Source organism: Echinicola salinicaeni (assembly GCF_014280965.1).
GTDB classification, from domain to species: domain Bacteria; phylum Bacteroidota; class Bacteroidia; order Cytophagales; family Cyclobacteriaceae; genus Echinicola; species Echinicola salinicaeni.
Map to the genome: position 1 here is coordinate 62188 of NZ_JACODZ010000004.1, position 21179 is coordinate 83366.

Genomic DNA, 21179 nt, shown 5'->3' on the forward strand with positions numbered 1-21179 from the left:
GGATTTTTCCAAAATTTAAATTTTATAACAATGAAGAATATACATCATATAAAATATGCTTTCCTATTCTTGCTAGCCATTCTCTTTAGCTGTGAGGAGGAAGTAAGTGAAATGCCTAAGGGGATATTTATAGCTCCCAATTCAAAAGATATAGTAGAACAAAAGAACATAATTTTTGTGGAAAACTTTGCCTCTTCAATTTTGTTCTCCGTGGCCCTCTATGAGCCCGCAACAGAACAAATTAGTGCCGTGGTAAGGCAGAATAATGAATTGGTCACTGCATATAATTCCAAGTATGGGACGGACTTTGAATTGATTCCTGAAGAGAGCATCAGCTTTAGTTCAGAAAATCCAGTGATAGAAAAAGGCCAGAAATCATCTGAAGAAATAGAGGCCATGATCAATTCGGATTTATTGGACCAGGACAAAACCTATATGCTGGCGCTGGAGATCAGCAGCGCGAACGGATCCATTGAGATGAACAAAGCCATGAATGTGAAGTATTATAGTCTGCAGGGAGGTCCACCGCCGAATATTGCCCTAAATAAGCCCACCAGCCAATCAAGTATTACTGCTGGAGGGCTTAGTCCAAGGGCTGTTGATGGTAATACCAATGGGTATTGGGGAGCTGGTTCAGTGACGCATACTGCAGGAGAAGGACAGGATTGGTGGCAAGTGGACCTTGAAAAAGTGTCTCCTATGATTGCACAAATCAATATTTATAATCGTCAAGACTGTTGTTCTGAGCGATTGAATAATTTCCATGTTTTTGTTTCTGATGTACCATTTGAATCGACTTCCTTGGAGGAGACCCAAGCCCAAGAAGGGGTGTCTGATTATTTCATACCAGGAGTAGCTGGTCCGAAGACGGAAATTAAAATAGGTAGAACAGGCCAATATGTTAGGGTACAACTTGAAGGAGATACGCCCCTTGCAATGGCCGAGGTAGAAATATTAGCCTTATAATTAAAATTAAACAAGATCAATAACCCACTATTGTGTCCTCGGTACGGTAGTGGGCTATTTTATTAAAAGAAAATGAAAAAGTTCGGATTATTTATTAAGGTTTTATTGCCCTTGCAGATGTTGGCATTTTATGCCCATGGTCAAAAGATTAGCCGCAATCATATTCAGTTTATATCCCCAGGGGATAGTCATAAAGATATCATTGAGAAAGCGGCCAATGTAGTTCCAACGGCCAGGCAGCTCAGATGGCAAAAGCTGGAGGTCACTGGTTTTATCCATTTTGGCGTAAACACTTTTACTGGAAAAGAATGGGGGACAGGGAAGGAAAATCCTGAAATTTTTAATCCTACTGACCTTGATGCAGAACAATGGGTTTTGGCCGCCAAGGCTGGAGGAATCAAGCAGTTGATCATTACGGCAAAGCACCATGATGGGTTTTGCCTATGGCCTACCAAAACTACCGGTCACTCCATAATTTCCAGTCCTTGGAAAGAGGGGAAAGGTGATGTGGTCAAAGAAATGGCCGAAGCCTGTAAGAAGCATGATATGGGATTCGGAATATACCTTTCACCTTGGGATATGAATGCGCCAAGTTATGGAACAGAAGACTATAATGATTTATTTATAGAACAACTTAACGAATTGTTGACCTGGTATGGAAAGGTGGATGAGGTTTGGTTTGATGGAGCAAATGGTGAAGGTCCAAATGGCAAAAAGCAGGTATATGATTTTGATAGGTATTACGAAAAAATAAGGGAATTGCAGCCCGAAGCCGTAATTGCCATCATGGGTCCGGATGTAAGATGGGTAGGGACAGAAACCGGCTATGGCAAGGATACTGAATGGAGCGTAGTACCTGTCAATAATCTTGATCAGGAGAAAATAGCTTCCAATTCACAGCAAAATGTAAATGTCAAACCTACATGGGATAAGTCCAAAGAGGTTTTGGGAAGTAGAGAAAGTCTTTATTCTGCTAAAGGGCTGGTTTGGTATCCTGCAGAAACAGACGTTTCCATCCGTCCAGGATGGTTTTATCATTCCGAACAGGACGATAAGGTGAAATCTCCAGAAAAGCTTTTGGATATATATTTCAATTCGGTAGGTAAAAATGGGGTGCTCCTTTTGAATTTACCTCCTGATAAAAGAGGATTGATCCATGAGCAGGATGTGAAAAATTTAAAGGAATGGAAAGGTTTAATTGATGGGATTTTTGAGGAGAATATTTTGTCCCATGCCAAAGGGAATAAGAAATCGTTAAAGGTGTTGACTGACAATGATTTATCGACTTCAATAGTTCCTGAAGAATCAAATGGAGAATATATCGTGGAGATTGAATTTAAGAATGCTGTAGGATTTAACTACTTGTCCCTACAAGAAAACATTACCCGTGGACAAAGGGTGGAGGCTTTTGTTTTGGAGCATCTGCAAGATGAAAAATGGCACCCTATCGTAGAAGGAACTACAATTGGTTATAAACGACTTTTTAAACCTGATGAGGTGTCTGGGACTAAATTCAGATTAAGAATTAAGAAAAGCAGGCTAGAACCTCATCTAGCAGAAATAGGTTTTTATAAAGATTAGTGCACCTCTTTGATTGTATGCTCCTTTTTGCAATTGGGGCATACATTTTTTTATTTGGCTAAGACTTTATTAAAGCTGATTCCTTTTTGTTCAACAAAATCAAGATGACTTAGCCATTTCCTGTTGGATGGTGATGACCATAAATTCGGCTGGATGAGTAATTGCCACCTTTATTGTAATATTCATAAAGCCGTTGAGAATATCCTCAGCGGTCATGGTGGTACCTAAGCCACAATCTACACTGAAAGCATCTGCAGGAGATGCACCACACAGTCCTCCCTGTTTCCAAACTGATGTAAGAAAACTACTGATCATGGCTTTTACTGCTTCCCAAGAGTTTTTGTCGTTTGGCTCAAAAACATAGGCCTGGGCAGCAAGTTTACAGGATTGTTCTATAAATATCATCGTTCTTCTGACCGACAGATATTTCCAATCCAAACTGTTCCCGTCCAAGGTTCTTGCACCCCAAATCAGTATGCCCATTCCAGGGAATTGTCGGATAGCATTGATGGATTTACCAGTGAGGGGATCAATATTGAGTTCTCCTTGCTGGGCTTCAGAAAGGTTGATGGGTAGTGTCGTGGCGGATACGATGGAGGTATTGGCTGGAGCTTTCCAAGGTCCCATATTATTGTCCGTGACAGTAATCACTCCAGCTATGCCTGCACTTGGGGGAAGCATATTGGTATCGGCCAGTATGTGCTTGATAATAGTTTTATAGGTATTACTTGTGGCAATCAGTGCAGCATTGTTTTGACTTATTGTTAAGGGAGAATTGCTTGGGCTTTCGATATTGGCAATGATCTTTTCCACCGCTGTATTGGGCTTGGATGCAGGGCTAAGAATTGCCTGCAATTGTTTTATATCTCCGCCAAATAAGTTGGTATAGTCAATGTCAGATGATTGCATAATGGTCGTTCCAATAAAGGGATAATAAGCAGCACCAAAGTCCAGTCCATTTGTTCCTGTATGACTACGGAATGTTTCGATATCCTCCATGAACAGGTTTGGATCAGGATTTCTACCTCCGATAATGTCGAAAATACAAATGGCGCTTTTTATTTCGGAACTTTGCAAAAGCATTTCCTGCATAAGTGCCGCATTATCCTTAACTGAGAGCAATGTGGCTTCTGGACAGATATACATCGTGGGTTCTTGCTCATTTTTTAGTAAAGCCAAACCCTTGGTCAGGTCAGCTAATTGGACATAGGGATTGACGATTTGTTCACCTGCTTTTATGGGTTGCCCTGATGCTGATCCATAAGTCCCTACCGATACAATATAGGCCTCACCACCGCCATTTTCATAGAACAGCCTGATGCTATTATAGAGATAATAAATGGTACTGGGGTCGGGGACGATGGAGTAATATTTTCCTTCAATAAGCAAATAATCCCCCTTTCCTGGTTGGCTTTTTTCTTCTACCAGATAATACTGGGGTTCATATTGTTTGGCCGGGTCCGCAGGTGGTGCTGGCTTGGGATAACAAAAGATGGACTCGAACTCCGCAAAAGAGGTGATTTTGGTAGGTTTATTAAAATAGGATTTTCCTTCATACTCGGCCTGCGGGGTATATCCTATAAAGGCAGGAACCTCAGTGGCAACCGGGACTATAGCATTAGGAAAAGCGTTAATCTCGTTTAAATACACTCCCGGGGTTTTTATATTGGATGGTTTCATGGTTTTTTGAGTTGTGGTGAGTTTGAATTGATGTGTGATTTCGTGAGTGGAATTGTATTTAAATAGAGCTTATCTATTGAATCTTTATTAAGTTCGAGTAAATCATCAGCTTTTTCTAATCAGGTAAATTTTATTCAACATAATATTTCTTAGTGTAATCGACCATGTAAGGGCCATGTTGGATAATCCCGTTGGGAAGCATAAGTGAATCAACTGCGGCAATGCTATCAATTACATAGTACCCTGCATTTGGGTCTTTCTTGCCTCCATAGATGGAGATGTTTCCGTACAGTTTGTATTCAGACCTTGAGGTGTCGTTTTGATTATTAATCCATTTGATGGGCAATTTTAGCTCATTCCGGAGTGCTAGTTCTGCTTTTCCATTCTCCGTTTTCAAGATGATACCCAGTATTGCTTCCAAACTCTTTCTGCTATTGATTTTTACTCCAAAAGTACTAACGGAATCGGATGCAGACAGAAAATAGATTTTGTCATTTTTATAATCTACGACTACCCTTTCATAGGCCCAAATAAAAGGTATTCCAAATAGGTTTGAAACAGCGTTCTCAGTACCTCTTACCCGATTAAATTGATTAGGACCAAAACTTACATCTACAAAACTTATAGGTGTATAAGGAGTTTTGCTTTTAGTGATATGATTTAAAAAAGTTCTGCTATTTTGTGAAATACTTGATCCCTTAAATTTAAACTTGTTTTGGCTAGGAATGGAATCGCTAAGGACTAGAGGCTGGCTACAACCAAAGTCAAGTGTTAGCATTTTAGGCTCTCCATTGATCAAAACCTGAATTTCCTTATAGTTATTTTTAGGGATTAATTTAATGGCCAATGAGTCAGGAAGGTTATGGCAATACTTTTTGTCATTGGAAACAGTGACGCGTTTGTTTTTTAAGTCAAAATTCCAGATATAGTTTGAAATAATATTATTGCCAATTATACCAATGACGCTGTCTTTTTTATAATGCACGCCTTTAGGGTCTGTCCAGGATAAACTGTCTTGAGGGTAAACCTTTAGGCCTTCAATATTGATAGCCGCTAGCTCAAAGGATTTTGTTTTGTAAAGGTTTTTAGTTTGAGTCAATCCTTTTGCATCTGTAATAATATTGGAGCTCAGTTTCATATCAGGGTCAGACACCAATTTTTCATTGACTGAGGTTATTCCTGCTCCTGTATCAAAAAGTAAAAGACCAGCTTTTCCATTTATTTTGGCATTTAGGTAAATGCGTCCTTCTTTACCCACAATAAACTCGGTCGAAAAGCTATCATTTGAGGAGTTCCAGTTGAATTTTTCTTGATTATTATTCCTTTCAGGTTTCATCAAGATTAAGTACATGATAATTCCAGAAATGGATGCAAAAAATAATAGCTGTGCGAAATTTGGTCTCTTCTTCATTTAATTTAAGAGGTTAAATGGGCTTGGTTAGACAAGGGGATTTATAATGTTTAGATTTTATCTATTCCCAAAAATTAAAATAGGTATAAACCTTAAACCTAAGGAATCCCTCTAAAACAAAAAATACCCCACATGGGGTATTTTGCTGCTACTTTATTCTGGTTTCCCTAAAATTACTTTGTGATCTTTCCTTTATCCGGTAATTGGACTTTGAATTTCCCTGGATTAACTAGTCCGGGATATTATGCTCTACCAAACGTTTTAATTTATCCATGGATTCTTGCCAGCCTAAATAACACTTTTCTGCAGGCATGATCTCAGGTATTCCTTATTAGGTGGTGAAAAGTTCTGTACCAGTTGCTGTTGGTTAAAAATGACCCCGGTTGACCGAGACCAAATGCCTTCCATTGGAATTTAGAAGAATATTTTATTTCTAAAGGTACGTGTAAAGTGCCGGACAGTCATTAAGGATAAATGGTAGATTTAAATTAATATTCAAGTAAAGATTTTATTTCTTGATAATAACTTCGTCCACTGGTGATTTTACTTTGGTTATAATCGTCGAGAACTAATACAAAACGATTATTATAGTATTTGTTGATTTCCTTTAGTAGTTTTTTATTGATAAGATAAGATTTGTGTACCCTTATAAAATAATCAGGTAATTTTTCCTCCAGTTTCTTGAGACTAGTGTCCAAAATATAAGATTTTGCATGTTTGGTAATAATACTTATATATTTTTCGTCGGCTTGGAAGTAGGAGACTTCTTCGAGCCGGATAAAGATAACACGATCGCCCACCTTTACTGGGATAGATGATGTTTCAGTTTTCTTTAACTGTCGATTAAATTGTTCAATGAGCTGATCCATGTTTATATCCGATCTGTTTTCACTCAATTGTTCCATTTTATCTATTGTCCTGACAAATCTTTCTTTTGTGAGTGGCTTTACCAGATAATCTATACAGTTGGTGTCGAAAGCCTTTAAAGCAAATTCATCATAGGCAGTACAAAATATTACTTTGGGCAAATAATCAAGCTTTTTCAGCACATCAAAACCATTGATTTCCGGCATCTGTATATCCAGACAAATAAGCTCCGGTTTCAACTGATTGATTTTCTCAATGGCTTGTTCTCCATTTTCCGCTTCTGCAATGATTTCAAATTTTTCAGGATATTCTTCTATCATTGACCTTAATCTCATTCGGGCCAAAGGTTCGTCGTCCACAATAATAGTTTTGTAGGCTTGCTTTATTGTCATAGTTCAAATTGATTTTTCAATGTTATGCTAATATGTTTTGGCTCTCCGTTTTCCCAATTCACACTGGCCTTATTCCCATAGATAATGTCAAGTTTGTCGTGCAGGTTTTGCAGTCCATATCCGCTGACTGGTTCTTTCGGGAAACCGGGGCCATTATCGTATACAAAAAGTATTAGGTTCCTCCCTTCTTTTTTTATTTCAATGCGAACTTTGCCAGGGCCTTTTATTTTCGAAAGCCCATGCTTAATGGCATTTTCTACCAATGGTTGGATCAGGAATTTTGGGATCTGCTTTTCAAGTGTATTATTATCGGTGTTTATTTCATAGCTCATACGATCCCCAAAACGGTTTTTTTCTATTTCCAAGTATTTTTTGACCATTTCTAGTTCTTCTGCCACCGATACAAAGGTTTTGTCCTCTTGATTGATAGAGTACCTGAAAAGCTCAGAAAGTCCAGTAGCCATGCTTTCTGTTTTATCCGCATTGATATGGGCCAAGCTGGCAATAGAGTTTAATGAGTTATACAAAAAATGGGGATTGATGCGAGAATGCAGGGCATTTAATTCCGCCTGATTTTTTAGTGCTTTCATTTTAGCAATTTCAACATCTTTTTGGTTGACCATGCTTTGGACACGGTAGTTGACTATATTATAGAAAATCCTCAAAGTTGACACAAAAACAATTTTCATCAAAAAAGATGGATCTTGGGTAAAGAAGGAAAGAAGACTAAAACCTGAAAGCATCGCTTTATTCCAAAATAAAATAAAGAGAAAGCTTGATATTACTGTGACAATAAAAGGCACTATAATAGTGCTTAAAAAAATGAATGCCTGCTTCCCAGTGAAATTATCTATCTTCCTAAGAAAAATGGGCTCGGTAAAATAGATAATAATAAGGATAAATGTAGCATAAAAAAAAGTGATGAGATAACTGATGCCAAAGTCAGCAGGACTGAATATTAAAAGGGGATTATAATCAGTTGCCGTATAAGAAGTTTTGTAAAAGGTAAAGATAAAAGGAAGTATAAAAAGGATGATGGCCCTTTGTTTTATATATAAAAATAGTCCGGGGTTTTGTTTTCTTTTAGATGCTTTTGAGAGGAAAAACATAAAGCCAAATAAGATTAAAATGGCTTTGAATGCACTCGGGAGGATTTTTAATAACTTTTGAAATCTTAGATTAAGATAATAATAATAGCCGAACTTTCTTACCGTGTTTTCTTTGAGATTTTCATAGAAATCAGGTGAATATAGTTTTCTAAGCAAGTTTTTGTCTATTTCCTTAAATTCAGCATCAGCGGCTTTGGGTGAATCAAAAATCCCTCCGTAGCCAGTACTCCCATTTTGTGGCGAGTACAGCTTGGTTAATTGGCGAATGGTATGATAATAAATGTGATTTATGTATGCTTTTTCATTTATAGCTCCTGAAATTCGAAGGCCTAAATTGACTGATAAGATTGTGGAACCAGAAGTGCGTCTCCCCGTTGAGATCGATTGGACTCCTTCTTGCTTAATGGTTAGTTTGAAGTTGGGATTTGTTTCCACCATTTTAATTTGAACGGTTTCAAGCAGGTCATTTAATTCAGCAATCATTTTGACAAAGACCGCAGAATCCTGATGGGTTTTTGCCCCGATTAACTGAAAACGAATATCATCCTCAAAGCGATAGGCCTTAGCGTTTTCACCATTAAACAACCTTTCCCGAATCACATTCCAGGTAGTTTCTTCAAAGGGACTTTGACTTGGATGCGCCTGGCTTAAGTTTAGACTTGCTAAAATGACTACAATAAAAAGTAACAGCTGTTTCATCATGACTTGGTTTTTATTTTAGCTTAAAGAAACAGTGTTGTCATCTGGTAATACAGTCTTTTCCGATGAAGTGTGGAATTTGTGTGATATTATGTATGGGTATTTTATGTTTTTCACAGAGGTTTATTCAAAATAAGTGGTAAGTATTAGTTTATGGCGCTTGTCCTTTAGAAAATGAGCTAAAACTCCCGTGAAATTAAGGGATTGTTTTTTATAGTCAGAACCAGATCAAGGAAAGGAAAAACTTCAACTAAGATATTCATTGGAATTGATGTGGACAAGATACAGGGAATAGTAAGCGTTTTTTATTTCGGAAAAACCTTCTTGGTAAAATACCATGGATTCTAAGAATTTAGCCAAAAGTAAACGTATCCTATACTAGGGGTATACTAGGACTGGGAGTATCCATAGGGGAACCCCTGATTATTTTATTAAATTCAAAAGGGAATACCGGGGGAACAGAAAGTCTTCATTGATATTTAAGATGAATATTAATGATTGTGATTATCTGTTTTTATACCAGTAATCTTATTTCTCACAGCCTGTCCAGATTTATCGGGAGATTCCACGGATTTCCACACATTCAATTAATCAATTTTGATAGATCTAGGTGCTTTTTGTCAGAATATCTTATTATTCAAAGGGACTGGTGTCTTAGCGAATATACATATTAGCGATTTATGAAATTATTAGTTAATAATTGATGTTGAAGCATAAAAACAAACCATATGAGAATATGAGATTTCATACCAGAAAATGGATCAAGCCGGAAGACCTCAATGCCAATGACTCTTTATTCGGAGGGCGACTATTGGCATGGATAGACGAAGAGGCTGCACTATATGCGATTATTCAGTTGGAAAACAAGCATGTCGTGACCAAATACATTTCCTCCATCAATTTTATGGCATCAGCCCGTGTGAACGATATCGTGGAAATCGGGATAGAGCCGGTCAAATTTGGGAAAACCTCGCTCACCTTGAAGTGTGAGGTAAGAAACAAGATGACCCGACAGACCATCATCACCATCGATGAAATCATTATGGTCAACTTGGGCGAGGATGGCCAACCCAAGGCACATGGAAAGCATCAGATTGAATATGTAAAGGATAGGCTGGAAGGAAAATCTAGCTGATTTATCCATCATATAGTTTAAAATATTTTATGTGTATTCGCTTTTTAGTAAGTGACCAAATAAATATAGGTTTTGGCTTGTATTTAAGCTTACCTACTTTTTATTCAGGTATTGATGAGTTCTTTATTGTCTTCATGAATGCTGAGCATTTCCTTTGATGAAAAAGTAGGCAAACCTCGCCTGCAGGAAGCAGGAAATCTAGGCCAGTGGAGCATTCTTCAAATTGAGCTGATTCCAGTTTCGTTTGGGATCTTTTTATTCAATTTGATTTTTCCTTTCGTCAGAATGACACAAAAAATTGACTTATGAGACAGTCTCAAATTATTGCTTAGCACTTAAAATCTGATTTCTTTCCTGATCAGGTCGGCCAGTCTTTCTGCCCAAGAACTGTATATTCTGCCACTGGGGTGGAGGCCATCTTCGGCTTGGTTTTCGGGGTAGGAACCGATCTGTCGGTATTCTTGTGTAATGTCCATATAATGTACACCCTTGGAATGGCTGATTTGCTGCTTGGCGGTATTATATTCAGTGATTTCCTCTGACACTTTTTGTTGGTCGACATTTTGCTGGCTGGCAAAGCCGGTGACTCCCCAGTCAGGAATGGAGATAATAATGACCTTGGATTTGTCCCCTCCGGCAAAGGCTATGGCCTGGTCCAAAAGTTCCGTGAATTCCTCCTTGAAATTGTCCACGCTGCGTCCGCGATATTGGTTGTTCACCCCGATCAGCAGGGTAACCAAATCATAGGTATTCCCTTCGATATTGGCCGAATTGATGCCGTTTTGCAGTTCGTCGGTGGTCCAGCCAGTGGTGGCGATGATCTTTGGGCTGGCAAAGTCATATTCATATTCCTTTAAAATGGAGACCAGTTGATGGGGGTAATTCTCATTGGGCTTGACGCCCTCACCAATGGTATAGGAGTCTCCCAGGGCAAGGTAGCTGAGTTTTTTATTATTCATATCGGGGTCGTTCTTATTTGAATTGGGTTGCATGTGTTGGTTTGAAGTACAGGAAAATAGAAGGGATGCCAATAGGAATGACCAAAGAAAATGACTTCTATTAGTTTCACTGGTGAATGCTGAATTTATTGGTGTTAGCACAATATTAATATTAAAACAATTCATATTTGTTACTTTTTTGCTGCAGGTCAAAAAAGTAACCAAAAAACCCCGCCGCTATGCATCTATTGGACTAAAATTAAAGCCCGCACTCATGCAGGCAAACTCCTCCTGCATTGCCGCCAATCACCATTTTGTTCAGTAATTCGTCAAACATGCCTGCCTCTTTGCCTACCCACTTCTTTAATTTCTTTACGTCCAATACCTGCAAGGCGGATTAATTTAAATATTAATGAAAAGAAGGGGTTTAAAATGGTTCTAGGATGCAAAGACTTTTTCTTTTAGCTCAAAGGTGCCTGCATCGGCATCCATGCTGACCTTTGCTCCAATGGGTACAATAAACTGCTTGCTAACATGGCCGATCATTGCCCCTCTATAGGCAGGGATTTTAAGTGGCTGGATATAGTCCTGTAGGATTTGCCAGATGGTCAGCGATCCAAAGCCTCCGGAAGGATCGCAATCGGAGCATTGGCCGAAGATAAATCCCTTGATTTCATCCAAAGCCCCCATCAGCATCAGTGTGCTCATCATCCTGTCAATGCGGTAAGGATCTTCTCCCACATCCTCCAAGAAGAGGATTTTGTCCTTGAAATCGGGAAGGTAAGGCGAACCTGCCAAGGCCGTTAAGACGGTTAGGTTACCGCCAACAATAATTCCTTCTGCGGTACCTGGATGGATGGTCTGTATCCTATTCTTTTTGACGATCAGGTCATCTCCCTTTTCCTGCTCATTTTCAAACTTCACCAGTTTTTGCTCAAAGAACATTTGCTCAAATTGATTCACATTGAAGCTGTTCCAACTGCCCGTGGCATTGGGGCCGTGGAAGGTAATCAGGCCAGTTTGTGCATAGATGGCATTGTGAAGGGCCGTGATATCACTGTAGCCCAAGATAGGTTTTGGATTTTTTCTGATCATCTTATAATCCAAAAGTGGTAGGATGCGGGCTGCTCCCGAACCACCTCTGATACAAATGATGCCCTTTACATCTTTGTTTTTGAACATGGCGTTTATATCGCCTGCTCTTTCCTCATCCGTTCCGGCCAAATGCCCTCTTCGGCTGCTTAAATGTTCTCCCCTGAGCACTTTGAAGCCCAAGGCTTCCAGGGTCTCTTGGGCAAACTGGAATAAGATCTCATCATTGCTGGCTGAGGAAGGACTCACCAAACCTACCAAGTCACCCTTTTGTAGGGGCTCGGGAAGCACGGTTTTTTTATCCTCTTCAGATTGGGCTGCAATTATATCGTTTTTGAAAGCCATCATGGGGGAGAGGCCTGCTCCCAATCCCAGGGCTTTGATAAATGTTCTTTTATTCATCTAGGTGGTTTTTGAAAGGATCCAAAACGTTAAATATACAATCATTAAGGATTTAAGAAAATGAAGCGGAATAATTAATGTCCATTTATCACTTCATGATGACTTATCAAGTACTGTGTTTAAATGAAAAAGTAAAAATTAACCATTAAGGAATTAAGGTGCATTAAGAGTTGGGTTTGGACTTTGGGTAAGGGATGCTTCATGATCTTCGTCTCTTTATGTCTTCCTGGTTTCTGTATTTTTTAACCATTAAGGAATTAAGGTGCATTAAGAGTTGGGTTTGGGCTTTGGGTAGGGATGCTTCATGATCTTTGTTTTCTTTTTGTCTTCATGGTAATATCATTACATAACGGGCAATAATTCGCTGTTTTTTAGTTAAAAATTATCCCGGATATATAACATGACCTTCTCCATTTCCCTGATCACTTCTTTGGCTTTATAGGGGTAATTATTGTTCATAAAGGCAAAGGCATAAAGCTTATTGCTACTGGTTTTGATATACCCGGCCAAACTGTGGTTATTGCTCATTGTACCTGTTTTGGCAAAGATATAGGGGCTTGGTGCTCGGTAGTGATTTTTTAGAGTGCCCGCTTTTCCACCTTGGGGTAATAAACGAAACAAGGTGCTGTCTGGAAGGATTTGGTAGATTCTTTCTGTCAAGGAAACCAAAGTCCGGGGCGAAATCAAGTTGTGCCTGGATAAACCGGAACCATCTACCCACTGTGGTTCATCAGGGAGGTCAAAAAGGAAGGTATGTTTAATGCTGTCAATGGCTGCGCCACTGTTAAGTTCATGCAAGATTTCATCAGAAACCATTAATAATAACTGCTCAGCCAAGAAGTTGTCACTTTCCCAAAGCATTTCCCTATAAATGCTGTCCAAGGGGATGCCTTTCAAAATATAGTGTTCTTCTGGAAGTGGTTCTTTGCTTGGGATAACCTCTTTGTCAAGGAATTGGCTTGCCAATAAAGCAAAAGTTTCCGTGGAAGTCATAAAGGGGACTTTGGATTCCAGTTTGGAATAGGTATTGGGATTATAGTAGAAGTTATTGCTGTGGAAGTCCCTTTCTACATCTTTGATTTCCTTTTGTGTGATATTGATATTACTGGCAAAATACTGGGGCTGGATATTTGGCCTGCGGTTTTGGTTCTTTACGGTGATCAGATTCCCGTAAATGGGCAGCGGGGACCTTTCAGCTGAGTAGGAATAATAATAATCATCCCATTGCCAGCCATAGCCAAAAGCGGTGTCTTTCCAGTTTTGGTCCGAAAAATAGACCTTGTCATAGGGTTCAAAGAATGCTTTCATTTGCAAATCGGGCAAATGCGGATATTCCCAGGAAGGATCTCCTGTGCCCCATATAATAATGTCATTGCCCTTGGTTTGGTAGCGGAGCCTTTTGGTGCTATCCCCCAAGGTCATTAGGGCTGCATAAAAGGTGAAGAGTTTGGTGGTGGAGGCAGGGATAAAGCTCAGCTGGCTATTCTTTTCAAATATTACTTTCTTTTCATCTAAGTCATAAAGCATAAAGCCAGTTTGGTGCTTGGCAAAGAAGGAGTTTTCGCCAAGCCTTTGCTCCAATCCCTTGATGTCTTTTTTGGCATGCTGGGCAAAAATAAATGGTGAGCCAATAAGAAGACTGAAAAATAGAAGGAGATGTTTCTTTAGCATATTATCTGAAAATAAGTGGTAAAAATCATTAATCGGATTGCTTAATTGTTTGGATTTGGCTTAATACCCAGAAAAATTAGGATCCAGCCAAGGATAAAGGCCAAGCCTCCCAGTGGGGTGATGGCGCCCAGCCAGTTGGTTCCAGTGGTGGAAAGAATATAAAGTGATCCAGAGAAAATAAGTATACCTGCCAAAAAGGAATAGACCGCGTTTTTCAGGGCTTTGCTATGGGGGAACTGAACCTGCAATATGCCTACCAAAAAGATGGCCAAGGTATGGTAGAACTGATATTTTACGGCAGTTTCAAAGGTGTCCACCCGGCCATATTTTTCCAGGATGGGTTCCAGTCCATGGGCCCCGAATGCACCAATGGCCACTGTTAAGGCTCCCAATGCAACGGCAAGTTTGATCGTATTGGTATAGTTCATGTTTTATAGATAATTTCTTTTTCCAAAAATGGCACTGCCCACCCTTACCATGGTACTACCTTCTTCTTGGGCTATCAGGAAGTCTCCGCTCATGCCCATGGAGAGCTCTTTTAAGGCAAAATTGTTAGGTAGGTTTTTGGTGTTAAGTTGATCTAAAAATCCTTTTAACCAGGCAAATTCACTCCTGACCTGATTTTCATCATCGGTATTGGTGGCCATGCCCATCAGGCCGATAATCCTTACATTTTCCAATTCCTCAAAAGCTCCTTCTTCTAGTAATTCCAAAATCTCTTCTTCGTTGAAGCCAAATTTGGTCTCCTCTTTGGCAATGTGGACTTGTAATAAACAAGGAATGGTTCTTTCTGCTTTTTTTGCCTGCTTATTGATTTCCTTGAGTAATTTAAAAGTATCCACTCCATGGATCAGGTGGATAAATGGGGCAATATACTTGACCTTGTTCCTTTGCAGGTGGCCAATCATATGCCATTGGATATCATCGGGCAACTGGGGATGTTTGTCCACTAGTTCCTGCACCTTATTTTCACCGAAATCCCTGATGCCCGCATCATAAGCTTCCTGAATGTCAGATACAGGCTTGGTCTTACTTACGGCAACCAAAAGGCAGTCACTTTTTTTGAATTGGCTTTTTAAATCGGATAGGTTTTCTTTTATGCTCATTCCTTGGTTTTTTCTTATTCAAAGATAAGTGGGGGAATTACTTTGGGCAAATATTATTACACCAACAAGCTAATAAAAGCTTAAGCAGAGATTATGCTTTTGATATCCACCTGTGCGGGGACTTGAAGGTACTTGATTACTGATGTGGTCAAATATATTCTCTTGGTCGAAAGTAGGGTTACTATTTCAGAAAGAACTAAGCACTTTATAGAGCTGATCGAAAAAAAGAAAACGGGAAGGCCTGGAGAACTCGCTAGAAAATTGGGAGTCAAGGAAAGGTCGGTATATCGAATATTGGATGATCTGAAGTTATCTATAGAAAAGGATATCCAGTATTGTAAGGAGAATAAAAGTTATGTTTTTCTTGAAAAAAATGAATGACTGACAGGAAATGTCAGTGGATCAGGGATAGGTTGGTAGTATCTATACATTTATGTTTTACGTTAAATTTTATAAATTGCGTAAGGTTGATCTCGGAGTTATTGACTATTTAGGGATGTCTGCGGGAGCAGGTTTGTTTTTATTTTAGTAGCTTTTTCTCCGGTAGGTACAGCTTTAGCCATTGAAGGGATTTTTCGAATTTGGCGCTTCTTTTAGCTGTTTTTTTAGTTGTTACAAATGAAAAGCCATAAACATTAAAACAAATAGTATTACCGATCATAAGAAAATAAAGATACTTATCCTGGCTTCGGTTGTGATTGGCTGATGCCTCGGAGTGATGATTAATGGTTACCTTGATTCTCCAAAAAGATTATTGAGCATTTCTATGTATTGCGGTAAGCATGATATTGTTTGTTTTCGGTCATATTGTGACAAATAAATCATCCTAAGAGAAACATATTTAGAATAGGTGATTTTTGGATTAGTATATAGTTGATTGTATAAATATTTAAGATACAGTGATAAGCATGGTAGGAGAAGGAATATGCCTTTCCTGTTTTTTTAATGGATTGCGCAGATTGGTGATGAATGTCCCCGAGATGTTGATTTTGTAAATTGAAATGGCTCTGAGCTGTATATAACCAGAAGTTCTATGGACAAGGAACAAATTATTCGGATAACCATTTTGGTGGTGGCCTTGCTGCTCATAGGTTTGGGATGGTGTGGTTATTTTTTGGGTAAAGTAAGTCTCACTATAGTGGTATTGACCTCTGTAGGGATGGTGTTTTCATCTATAGGTATGATTCAAAGTGTTATCAGAGAAGGAGATTCAGATTAGTCTAGGAGAGGATATTGTGCTCTTGAGGAGCTGCATTGCACTGATCAATACGATATGAGATTGACTTTCAGATGAAATAGCGGGGTGCTTTAATTACTGATCTTTTTTAACAAATAATTAGGTGAATTTTTTAACCATGAAAAGAATGAAAAGAACCATTAAAGAACTACAGAAAATCCACGTCCAGCAGGTGGGGGAGTACTCTTGTGGACTGGCATGCCTGAGCTCCCTTTCAGCATACTATGATGGAGGCATCTCTCAAGAGAAGCTTCGGGAATCAAGTGGTACCACAATCAATGGAACCTCCATGCTGGGGCTTTTACAGGCGGCAGAGAAAATTGGTTTTGAAGCGAAAGGCTTTGAGGCGGAAGTGGACCACCTCAAGGAGTTTTCCGATCCTGTGATCCTCCATGTGGTGATGGAAGGTAAGCAAGAGCATTTTGTAATCAGCTATGGGGTTTTGGAGGGCCGTTTTGTGTTAGGGGATCCTGCCAAGGGTATCTTGATGTATTCGGAAAATGAGTTAGCTGCAATTTGGCAATCCAAAACTTTGCTGACGATCACACCAGGAGTGAATTTTCACACGCGTAAGGCTGACAAAAGAAACCGATGGATGTGGTTTGTGGAATTGATCAGCGAGGATATTCCTATCCTTACCGTAGCTGTTACCATAGGGATACTGATGGCATTGGCAGGGTTGTCCACAGCCATTTTTTCTCAAAAGCTGATTGACGATTTTTTGCCAAATATGGAAAAGGAGAAGATCGTAATTGGACTCGTTGCTTTGGCATTGTTGCTAGGGTTAAGGGCTTTGTTGGGCTATTTGCAAGGAATGTTTATGGCACGACAGGGAAAGGAGCTAAATGTCCGAATAGTAAAGTCCTTCATCGAAAAGATCATTCGCCTTCCGATCCCCGTCCTGAACAGTTACAGTACAGGCGATCTGGTGGCACGGATGAATGACTCTATGCGAATCCGAAGGACGGTGGCTCTGCTGACCGGTAATGTAGCGATTAATGTCTTGGTGGTGTTGGTTTCAATCGGCTACATTTACTATCTCTCCTGGCCTATTGGGTTAGTATGTATGATAGGATTGGTTTTCTTTACAGCGGTGGGTATCCGTTTTCATAGTCCTATCCTATCGTTTCAAAAAGAAGTGATGGAGGCACACAGTCAAAATGAAGCGCAGTATCTGGAATCACTGTCAGGTATCCATACGGTGAGGTCTTATGGTAAGGAAGAGGTGTTTCAGGAACGGATCAATATGGTCTATGGACAGTACCAAGGCAAAAGCTATGACCTGGCCATTGTGGCGAACAGGTTCGGCTTTTTTACCCAACTGGTATCGGCGGTATTCCTAAGCCTGATGTTTGCATTGGGTGTATGGATGATCCTGGAGGGACACCTGTTGCTCGGTGAGCTGATGGCCGTGCTGACAGTGGGAGGAGGAATCATTCCCGGAGTGGCCTCCCTGATCGTAGCCAATATCCAGATTCAGGAAGCTAAGGTGGCTTTTGACAGGCTTTACGAGATAGCCTCTCTGAAAAAGGAAAATCCCGGAAGGGGTATGGACGAGAAAGTAGTTCGCTTGGAAGAGAATACCCAGAAAATGGTCTTGGAGAACGTGTCTTTTCGATTTGCTGGAAAGCTTGCTGTTTTGACCAATGTGAGTTTTTCCTTGGACCAAGGGGAAATGGTGGCATTATTTGGGAAAGTAGGCTCGGGGAAAACGACACTGGTTAACCTCTTACAGGGATTTTATATACCAGAAACGGGTTGCCTTAAAATTGGAGACAAAGCAATCAATAATTGGCTTCTTGCGGATTGGAGAAAGCAGATAGCGGTAATCTCCCAGACTGAAAAGATCTTCAATACCACGATACTGGACAATATCTGCATGAGCCATGATATAGAAGAATGGCAAAGGTGCGGGGAGTTTTTGAAGAAGATAGGGTTAGAAAGTTTTTTTGCGCGGTTTGACCAAGGGGTGATGACCCTATGTGGGGAAAATGGCCAAAACCTCAGTGGCGGGCAGAAGCAGCTGGTGGCCATTGCACGGGCACTCTATAAGCAGCCAATGTTTTTGGTGTTAGACTAGGCCACTTCGGCCATGGATTTCGATACAGAGCGGGAGGTATTGCTGTTGCTGAAAAGGACTATGTACGCCTACGGGCAGGGGCTATTGCTGGTCACCCACCGGGTAGGTCTGGCCAAACAAGCAGACAGGATAATGATCCTCAAGCAGGGGAGTATCGCAGGAGAAGGAGCTCATGAAGAACTCGCCCTTGGAGCCAACGAATATGCGGAGGCTTATCAACAGATCATCCAGGAAACCATTAAATAGCGACATCATGGGAGGACTGAAATACTACGAAAGGACAAAGCTTCTGATAGAGTTGATTGAAAATAGGAAAACGGGCAGGCCGGTGGAACTCGCTAGAAAGTTGGGGGTCCAGGAAAGGTCGGTATATCGAATATTGGAAGATCTGAAGTTATCTATGGAAAAGGATATCCAGTATTGTAAAGAGAATAAAAGTTATGTTTTTCTTGAAAAAAATGACTGACTGACAGGAAATGTCAGTGGATCAGGGATAAATTGAATCTGTTAATAAATCTATTTTTAAATTTAAATTTTGTAGATTATGAAAGAGCTAAGTTTTGAGAGAATGGAGAGAGTAAAAGGTGGAAAATGTACTTTTGCATCCGATATGGCAGTTCTTGCAGCCACCACTGCGGCTGGAGCGATAATTGGAATAGCCAGTTTTGGTATGGGTACTTTTCTTGTAGTTGGAGTAAGTGCTGCCTACAGTTATGGATGCCATAATATAGTGTGATATTATAAAATCAACAAGTTTAAATTTTTTTAACCTTCAACTTGTTGATTTTATTTTTGTAATTTATTTATAGGGTTTTGAATATAAATGTATTAAAAAGTGCTATATCACTTATTGGTAGTTTTGTTTATTTAAATAAGTGCTTATTAACAAATGACTTGGATCAAGGTAGTAAAGGTGATCAATTTCTGAAAATAGTCCAGTATTTAGTACGTTATTTTGTTGTTTTAGTAAACATATCGTTAATATGTTTTTTATACTTCACTAATGATTTTAGGATTGAAATAGGAGGGCTAATTTTCTTTATATTTTTAGATTTTTTGACAAAATTTATTTTCCCTTCTAATTCTCTTGTGGTCGGGAATAACTTAATAAGGATTTGTCTGGTGAAATCAAGACTTCTCAAATGTTTAGGATTAATGATTGTTTTTAACACAACTATAATGATTCTGGGGGGGCTTTTAATTGTTAGGTATTCTTTTGTCCAGAAATCTTTATTTATTGAAATGGTATATATTGAGAAGGCAATTATATTTTCTGTCTTAAATAGTATTATGTTGAATGTTATTTTGTTGGTGAATAAAGAAAGGTTATTTGTGATAATTAAGTTTCTCTTTTTGTTTGTTTTTTCAGTGGTAGGTGTTTTATACCTAAATGGATTGATGAGTTATTTGGTAATGATAGGTAGTGTGGTGGTAATGTGGGGATTCTTTGTAGGATTTATAAAGAAAGAAACTTATGTTATTTAATAAAGTTAGCTTCATGCTGAGGCAGGAATCTTATTTGTTTGTAAGAAATAAAGTCACTAAAATATATAGTATTGGTTCATTCATTGCTCTAATCTTGAGTGTTTTTTTGTTATTTATACTTAGGAAAGCACAAATACCAATGTCCGTTAATCAAGATATCTTGGCATTATTTATTGTAGGTGGTCATATCTATATTTATGGCGTTTACTCATTTAGTTGGGAAAACTCCTTTAAAAAGATTGCGCTAAATAATGCTGACTATTTTTTGTTAATTATTTGGGTAAAGGTTATTTTGAACTTTTTCATTTCTTCTATGATTTTAGTTGTTGTCGGTGCTGTTTTTCATTATAAATTGGGAGAGGGGGTGAAGCTTTTAATAATTGCTTGGGGATATTCTGTTTCTATTGGAATTTGGTTAACGCTGTTTTTAACGTCTTTTCAGCAAAGATTTATTGATCTATATGATGACCGGTTTGTCTTTATTAGGCAGCCTCCTGTCCATATTTTGGTTATCGCTACTAATTTCTTGATTTATATTATTATTTGTAAGTTATGTAGGTATTACTCCTATGAAACCAATTATATCTTAATTATTTATAGTATTTGTTTTATTATTTTAATAGTCTTGTTTCCTTTTATTATAAAAAGAATTACTAAAAATCTAAAAGTTTTTGTCGATGCTTGAAATAATTGATTTAGAAATAAAAATTGAAGGGTTTGAATTAAGATTGGAAAAAAATATCATTATAAACTCATTTGAGAAGGTACTTATAACTGGACAAAATGGAGCAGGGAAATCAGTTTTTCTTTATTCAATTCTTAATATGATTAAAAGTAGAAAAGGAACTATTTTAATTAATGGATGCCCAAATGATGGTAGTGGCTGGCAAAAATATGTAGGGGCATATTTAGATCAGTATTTTTTAATACCACATCTAAGGCCTATAGAACATTTAAAATATGTTGGTATGTTAAAGATGGTAAATGGAACATTATTCAATGATGTGATGAAAACTGCAATTGATAGATTAGGCTTTGATGTTTTTCAAAACAGGTTTATTCGAGAATTGTCTGAAGGTAACCGAAAAAAACTTGGGTTAATTTCTAGCCTGATAGGTACGCCACAATTACTATTATGGGATGAACCTTTTTCTAGCCTGGATGATAAATCAAAAGAAAGCTTGATTAATTTAATTAAGGATTTGAAAAAACATACTGTGTTGTATTCTGAACATTTGTCAGTTTTTGAATGTCCTCATGATAGGCGCTTAGAAGTTTTAAATGGTATAGTTAGAGATAGCAAGAGAATAAGGTGTTGAAAAATAAAA

Annotated in this window: 20 protein-coding genes; 10 read left to right on the forward strand and 10 right to left on the reverse strand. The window is 38.7% G+C overall.

Translation table 11 applies throughout. The annotated features are described in order from the left end of the window. Positions 1-30: 30 nt before the first annotated feature. Both H7U17_RS08195 and H7U17_RS08200 read left to right on the forward strand, forming a co-directional pair. Positions 31-966: a BT_3987 domain-containing protein gene (locus H7U17_RS08195; RefSeq protein ID WP_186756224.1), complete on the forward strand. Its 936-nt coding sequence runs from the start codon at positions 31-33 to the stop codon at positions 964-966. A 72-nt stretch (positions 967-1038) separates the two neighbouring features. Then, the gene (locus tag H7U17_RS08200) at positions 1039-2547 is read left to right on the forward strand and encodes an alpha-L-fucosidase (RefSeq protein ID WP_186756225.1); all 1509 of its coding nucleotides are present in this window, start codon (positions 1039-1041) and stop codon (positions 2545-2547) included. Between the two features lie 99 nt (positions 2548-2646). On the opposite strand, the gene H7U17_RS08205 is transcribed toward H7U17_RS08200, so the two are convergent. The 4 genes from H7U17_RS08205 to H7U17_RS08220 form a co-directional block, all read right to left on the reverse strand. Continuing rightward, positions 2647-4227: a phage tail sheath family protein gene (locus H7U17_RS08205; RefSeq protein ID WP_186756226.1), complete on the reverse strand. Its 1581-nt coding sequence runs from the start codon at positions 4225-4227 to the stop codon at positions 2647-2649. 130 nt (positions 4228-4357) lie between these two features. Then, the gene (locus tag H7U17_RS08210; RefSeq protein ID WP_186756227.1) at positions 4358-5638 is read right to left on the reverse strand and encodes an aspartyl protease family protein; all 1281 of its coding nucleotides are present in this window, start codon (positions 5636-5638) and stop codon (positions 4358-4360) included. Positions 5639-6126: 488 nt separating this feature from the next. Further along, the gene (locus H7U17_RS08215) at positions 6127-6897 is read right to left on the reverse strand and encodes a LytR/AlgR family response regulator transcription factor (RefSeq protein ID WP_186756228.1); all 771 of its coding nucleotides are present in this window, start codon (positions 6895-6897) and stop codon (positions 6127-6129) included. After that, complete coding sequence (locus H7U17_RS08220) at positions 6894-8708, reverse strand: sensor histidine kinase (protein WP_186756229.1); 1815 nt, start codon at positions 8706-8708, stop codon at positions 6894-6896. Before H7U17_RS08220 ends, H7U17_RS08215 begins: the two co-directional genes overlap by 4 nt. A 733-nt stretch (positions 8709-9441) precedes the next feature. Here H7U17_RS08220 and H7U17_RS08225 point away from each other — a divergent pair. Next, complete coding sequence (locus tag H7U17_RS08225) at positions 9442-9840, forward strand: acyl-CoA thioesterase (RefSeq protein ID WP_186756230.1); 399 nt, start codon at positions 9442-9444, stop codon at positions 9838-9840. A gap of 335 nt (positions 9841-10175) precedes the next feature. Here H7U17_RS08225 and H7U17_RS08230 read toward each other — a convergent pair whose 3' ends face one another. The 6 genes from H7U17_RS08230 to H7U17_RS08250 all read right to left on the reverse strand — a co-directional run bounded on the left by H7U17_RS08230 (position 10176) and on the right by H7U17_RS08250 (position 15049). Then, positions 10176-10799, reverse strand: a complete 624-nt coding sequence (locus H7U17_RS08230; protein WP_230981324.1) for an SGNH/GDSL hydrolase family protein — start codon at positions 10797-10799, stop codon at positions 10176-10178. Between the two features lie 238 nt (positions 10800-11037). Further along, the gene (locus H7U17_RS20715; protein ID WP_262891699.1) at positions 11038-11169 is read right to left on the reverse strand and encodes a hypothetical protein; all 132 of its coding nucleotides are present in this window, start codon (positions 11167-11169) and stop codon (positions 11038-11040) included. A gap of 47 nt (positions 11170-11216) precedes the next feature. Beyond that, the gene (locus H7U17_RS08235; RefSeq protein WP_186756232.1) at positions 11217-12272 is read right to left on the reverse strand and encodes a S66 peptidase family protein; all 1056 of its coding nucleotides are present in this window, start codon (positions 12270-12272) and stop codon (positions 11217-11219) included. A 375-nt stretch (positions 12273-12647) separates the two neighbouring features. Then, positions 12648-13943 carry a D-alanyl-D-alanine carboxypeptidase/D-alanyl-D-alanine-endopeptidase gene (locus tag H7U17_RS08240; RefSeq protein ID WP_186756233.1) on the reverse strand — a complete coding sequence of 432 codons (1296 nt, stop codon included), beginning with the start codon at positions 13941-13943 and terminating at the stop codon, positions 12648-12650. A gap of 41 nt (positions 13944-13984) precedes the next feature. Beyond that, positions 13985-14371 carry a DUF423 domain-containing protein gene (locus tag H7U17_RS08245; RefSeq protein ID WP_186756234.1) on the reverse strand — a complete coding sequence of 129 codons (387 nt, stop codon included), beginning with the start codon at positions 14369-14371 and terminating at the stop codon, positions 13985-13987. Between the two features lie 3 nt (positions 14372-14374). Continuing rightward, on the reverse strand, positions 14375-15049 hold the full coding sequence (locus tag H7U17_RS08250; RefSeq protein ID WP_186756235.1) for a YggS family pyridoxal phosphate-dependent enzyme: 675 nt from the start codon (positions 15047-15049) through the stop codon (positions 14375-14377). A 144-nt stretch (positions 15050-15193) separates the two neighbouring features. Here H7U17_RS08250 and H7U17_RS08255 point away from each other — a divergent pair, with 144 nt between their 5' ends. The 7 genes from H7U17_RS08255 to H7U17_RS08285 all read left to right on the forward strand — a co-directional run bounded on the left by H7U17_RS08255 (position 15194) and on the right by H7U17_RS08285 (position 21170). Beyond that, the gene (locus H7U17_RS08255) at positions 15194-15430 is read left to right on the forward strand and encodes a hypothetical protein (protein ID WP_317172713.1); all 237 of its coding nucleotides are present in this window, start codon (positions 15194-15196) and stop codon (positions 15428-15430) included. Between the two features lie 652 nt (positions 15431-16082). Continuing rightward, positions 16083-16268: a hypothetical protein gene (locus tag H7U17_RS08260; RefSeq protein WP_186756236.1), complete on the forward strand. Its 186-nt coding sequence runs from the start codon at positions 16083-16085 to the stop codon at positions 16266-16268. A 136-nt stretch (positions 16269-16404) separates the two neighbouring features. After that, the gene (locus H7U17_RS08265; protein WP_230981325.1) at positions 16405-18366 is read left to right on the forward strand and encodes a peptidase domain-containing ABC transporter; all 1962 of its coding nucleotides are present in this window, start codon (positions 16405-16407) and stop codon (positions 18364-18366) included. 60 nt (positions 18367-18426) lie between these two features. Further along, positions 18427-18612, forward strand: a complete 186-nt coding sequence (locus H7U17_RS08270; protein ID WP_186756237.1) for an ABC transporter ATP-binding protein — start codon at positions 18427-18429, stop codon at positions 18610-18612. Between the two features lie 298 nt (positions 18613-18910). Then, entirely contained in the window at positions 18911-19102 is a 192-nt protein-coding gene (locus tag H7U17_RS08275; protein WP_186756238.1) for a hypothetical protein, read from the forward strand. 738 nt (positions 19103-19840) lie between these two features. Then, positions 19841-20536 (forward strand): hypothetical protein, encoded by a 696-nt coding sequence (locus H7U17_RS08280; RefSeq protein WP_186756239.1) that lies wholly within the window; start codon positions 19841-19843, stop codon positions 20534-20536. Beyond that, a complete protein-coding gene (locus H7U17_RS08285; RefSeq protein WP_186756240.1) occupies positions 20529-21170 on the forward strand; it encodes an ATP-binding cassette domain-containing protein in 642 nt (213 codons plus the stop codon). The genes H7U17_RS08280 and H7U17_RS08285 overlap by 8 nt, the downstream gene beginning before the upstream one ends. The last annotated feature ends 9 nt before the right edge of the window (positions 21171-21179 follow it).